We start from the raw sequence: 3979 nt of genomic DNA, 5'->3' as shown, positions 1-3979 counted from the left end.
TCTGGGTGATCCACTTTGCCCGCCTGATCGGCCTGCCGCTGGTCGTGGTCGCGCGGCCGGGCCTGGGCACCATCAACCACACCCTGCTGACACTGCACGCCGCCCGCAGCGCCGGGCTGCACGTTGCGGCCGTCGTCATCAACCGATACCCCGGCGACGCCGCGCCGTTCGATCCGTCGGTGGCCGCCAATCCCGCCCAGATCGGTCTGCGGGGCAAGGTCGACCGCGTCGTGCTGGTGACGGACGAGCCGGACAACGATGTAGAAGAGGCCACCCTCGCCCCCGCGGCAGAGACCATCATAGCGCAAGTTCCCTGGGCCCAGATCGCCGGGCTGTGACTGACGGGGGGGGGTCGGATTGCGGATTCGGAGCGGGGCAGGGAGTGCGGGATTACAGGATTGAGGAGATCAGGAGGATGGGGAAGTGGCCTTTTCATTTGCCTCAAACAGAAGACGATGATATCATTCTGATATACGGCAACTGGAGAAACATCATGCCAGACATCTTGATTCGCGGGTTGAACGCCGCTGCAGTCCGGCGCCTCAAGGCCAAAGCCAAACGAAACAGACGTTCGCTTCAGGGGGAAGTTAAGCTCTTGCTGGAGCAAGCCGCCGGGACTGATAAACAGGAAGTGACCCGCATACTGGACAAGTGGAAGAAAGAGTTTGCGGGAAAGACATTTACTCCCAGCAGCGTCGAACTGATTCGTGAGGATCGCCAGCGATGAGTGAGGCCGTGGTGGACGCCAGCGTCGTGGCCGCCGCCTTCTTTCAGGAACAGCACGCCGATCATGCCCGGGGACTGCTGGAAGGAGAAGCGACGCTGCTTGCGCCGGATCTGATCTACGCCGAGTTGGCCAATGTCATCTGGAAACGCCATTCGCGAGGCGAGATCCTTCTGGACAAAGCGAGGTCGTTATTCGACGACATCCGAAACGTGCCTCTTGAGATAACGGCGATGACGGACCTCATCGAGCCGGCGCTGGAAATATCGTTGCGGTCGAACCATCCCGTATATGACTGTCTTTACCTCGCTCTTGCCATGAGGAATCACTGCCCGCTGATTACAGCGGATCAGCGCCTGCTCAAGTTTGCCGCTGCCAAAGGGCTGGGCAAGCACGTCCAATGGGTGGCACAGTCAGATTGACTCGGATAGTTCCTCGTCGCCCTCGTCCTCCTATTTGTCGATGTGACGGCGACTTCTCTTTGCCCGCATCTCAGCCGCCAGCCAGTGCGGCTCACGCAGCATTGCGACGCCGGCGCATCGCCAACGGCAGGGCGGTGACCAGCAGGAGCAGGCCGGCCGGCTCGGGAATAGGAGTGATGGCGCCCCCGTTGGTCAGCGGATAGCTGGCGCCGCCCAAGTAGGCATTGGCCGGGTTTGAGGGGTCGTAGTAGATGTTGAAGCCGTTGCCCGTAATGGACGGGATCTGGGCCAGTCCGTCGGCCAGAGCCAGCACGTCCAGGTAGAGCGCAGCGCCAGCCGGACTGACGGCGTCCATCAGAGCCAGGCCCGCGCCGCTTTCCAGGGTGAGCGTCCCCCAGGCGAAGCCGTTGTCCCCACCAGGCCCAAGGTCCCCGCCGGCCAGGTGCAGCGTGTGAGGCCCGCTGGGCAGGACCAGCTCGGCTCCACGGGTGTCCCACAGGTCGGGGCGCGTGCTGGCACAAACCAGGCTGCCGCCGACAACGATACGACTACCGGAGGTGGCGATAATGTAGCCGCTGCCATCGATCTGCAGATCATCGCCGACTTGGACAGTGACTGCATCGACGCTCAGGCGGCCTGACGCGAGCAGTTCCCCCCCAATGCTCCGCGTTCCCGTGCCGGAGAACGTGGTGGCGTAGCCGCTGCTGAAGTCGCCACTGACGGAGCCGGCAAAACGGCAATCGCCATAGACAGAAGTCACGCTGGCGTTGATGGCGCCGTCCAGGATGATCTGGGCGTTGGGGTTGATCGCCAGCGTGCCGTTCAGGACCGCGCTTGTCGCAGCATCGCTGGGATTCGCCCAACCTTCAAAGAAGTTGGCCATAAACTCTTGCGTAGGCGTCTCAAAAGTGACCGAGCCGGCTTCCACCTGGGCCGTTGAACTGACGGTGAATCCGAGGGGATTGACGAAGAAGCTGTTGCCCGCCACCAGACCTGAGGTGTTGATGGTCCTGAGATGTCCGTCCAGCAGGCTGATCTCGTTCTGAACAAGGTTGATCAGGTTGGTGGCGCTTGAGGGGCGGACGAGATTGACCGTGTAGCCGTCATACACGTTGAACCGTGAAAACGAGTTGAATGCGGTGTTGTTCTCTGTGGTGCTGGTGCTGATGTTGAGGGTCGAGCTGCCCCCCGAGGTGATGGTTGTATTCGTCTGGTAATCTTTGACGACCATTTGGGCCCAAACCGGCTGGGCCAAACCCAACGCCACCGTCAGGGCCACCACGAAAACCGTCTCGCGGAGATGCCGTACCATGCTGGTTGCCTCCTCGTGTCAAGACCGAGGCCATAAGCCCCAAAGCTGCCCATTTGCTCACCTAGTATATTCACTACCGTCGGCCGATATCTATTTTTGCGGGTCTCGCATGCCGGAAGCTATCCCTCTAAGCCCGTGCAGCGGCGTGGCGCGACGGCGGCGGCATGCTACAGACCGGCGAGGCCGTCGCGACGATGACCTACGATGCCCTCATTGCCCTGGCGGAAAAGAGGAACTGCCCGGCTTATCTTCGTCGCCGCAAGGCGACCCTGGAGTGCGGCGGTAGCGACGCCGCCTTGGCTGTTGTTGGCTCACAAATCATTACCTCAAAGGCATAGAGACTCTGGCAGAAGATGGTCGGTAACTTGGCATTCTCCGGTTTCCGGCATCCCCGCATCATGACGGTTTGATTTGTCCGAAAAAACATCCAGGGCGGCGTCGCTGCCGCCGCACTCCAAGGGGCCTATGCTGTTAGAATCTGCGGAGCCGATACAGCACGCGCTAAACCTGAACCGGCTCTGAAATGCGCATATATCTACGTACCTTCCAACACCACACAACCAGCCACAAAACGACAGGGATTATGTAGAACAAACCTATAGACCAAAATAGACTGTTACTTTCCACGCAAGAGGCAAGTGCCGCATGGATACACGCACTTAGCAGAACTGGCTGCCAGCTCCCCGAGGCCGCTGTCAATGACACTTTGGATCTGGTCGCCCCGTCAAGGCGGGCTCGGTTGGCGTAAACAATCTCTGCCAGCACAAGATAGACTGTCCGCTCGATAAAGACAATGTACGCAAATATGGCCCACAAAGCGCCGACATTTAGCTCAACCGCAGTATTGATCTGACGAGCAATCAAGAAAGCCACGAGCGCTATTGTTTCACTGGCACAAAGAGATATACAGGCAGCCGCTATTCTTGGGCCCCATCCGCTGGATGCTATCGCATCAGTCATGATGATCGGGCAAAGGAGCAGATCTCGGACTGTAGTGGAATGCCTCAGGATGTCTGTAACTGTGGGTCTTGTCATGGCATTCAACGCTATGGTTGACTTAACACGGCGGATTGCTTTTTGTAACGACAGCCGTGATCTTTGAAGCGCCATATCGGGCACCCGCACGCCCACTCGGCGACGGCCCGCCAGTTCCGGCCGCGGCTCGTCTGGCAGCCGCCCGCCCGCGAGACCGCGGCCGCCAAATTGTCGGCAACTTCAACCATTCATCATCTCACGTTCATGGCCTCACCCGAAAAGGTACCTGACCCCTTTACCTCAAGCCCGCCGCCAGCGGTTGCCGCCGCTATCGAAACGACCTCGTCAGCACCGACGCCGAGTTCCTCGCCGCCTGCGCCGACACCACGCAGTCGCTGGCGCAGATCGCCCCTGTCCGATTCGCCCAGCCGCTGGCGCCAAACGTGGCCGCCGAAAAGCTCGGCCAGAGCGTCGACCTCGACGCCATCTTCGACGCCTATCGCCAACTGCCGCGGTTTGGCGAGGTGGCCGTCGTCGAAGGCATCG

6 protein-coding genes are annotated in these 3979 nt (G+C 60.3%); 4 read left to right on the top strand and 2 right to left on the bottom strand.

From position 1 onward, the window contains the following. From ABFD92_16325 to ABFD92_16315, 3 genes are all read left to right on the top strand, one after another. The coding region (locus ABFD92_16325) for a dethiobiotin synthase (GenBank protein MEN6506106.1) at nucleotides 1-338 on the top strand (338 nt) is incomplete at its 5' end. 77 nt (nucleotides 339-415) lie between these two features. Further along, on the top strand, nucleotides 416-727 hold the full coding sequence (locus ABFD92_16320; GenBank protein ID MEN6506105.1) for a hypothetical protein: 312 nt from the start codon (nucleotides 416-418) through the stop codon (nucleotides 725-727). Next, the gene (locus ABFD92_16315; GenBank protein ID MEN6506104.1) at nucleotides 724-1146 is read left to right on the top strand and encodes a type II toxin-antitoxin system VapC family toxin; all 423 of its coding nucleotides are present in this window, start codon (nucleotides 724-726) and stop codon (nucleotides 1144-1146) included. The genes ABFD92_16320 and ABFD92_16315 overlap by 4 nt, the downstream gene beginning before the upstream one ends. Before the next feature lie 91 nt (nucleotides 1147-1237). On the opposite strand, the gene ABFD92_16310 is transcribed toward ABFD92_16315, so the two are convergent. Continuing rightward, nucleotides 1238-2458, bottom strand: coding sequence for a leukotoxin LktA family filamentous adhesin (locus ABFD92_16310; protein MEN6506103.1), 1221 nt, complete (start codon nucleotides 2456-2458; stop codon nucleotides 1238-1240). A 164-nt stretch (nucleotides 2459-2622) separates the two neighbouring features. Here ABFD92_16310 and ABFD92_16305 point away from each other — a divergent pair, with 164 nt between their 5' ends. After that, nucleotides 2623-2796, top strand: a complete 174-nt coding sequence (locus ABFD92_16305) for a hypothetical protein (GenBank protein ID MEN6506102.1) — start codon at nucleotides 2623-2625, stop codon at nucleotides 2794-2796. A gap of 888 nt (nucleotides 2797-3684) precedes the next feature. On the opposite strand, the gene ABFD92_16300 is transcribed toward ABFD92_16305, so the two are convergent. Further along, on the bottom strand, nucleotides 3685-3979 hold a 295-nt coding region (locus ABFD92_16300; protein MEN6506101.1), incomplete at its 5' end, for a hypothetical protein.

Source organism: Planctomycetaceae bacterium, from assembly GCA_039680605.1.
GTDB lineage: Bacteria > Planctomycetota > Phycisphaerae > SM23-33 > SM23-33 > JAJFUU01.
The sequence above is the reverse complement of the archived record's forward strand: the minus strand, read 5'-3'. Positions and strand labels throughout refer to the sequence as shown.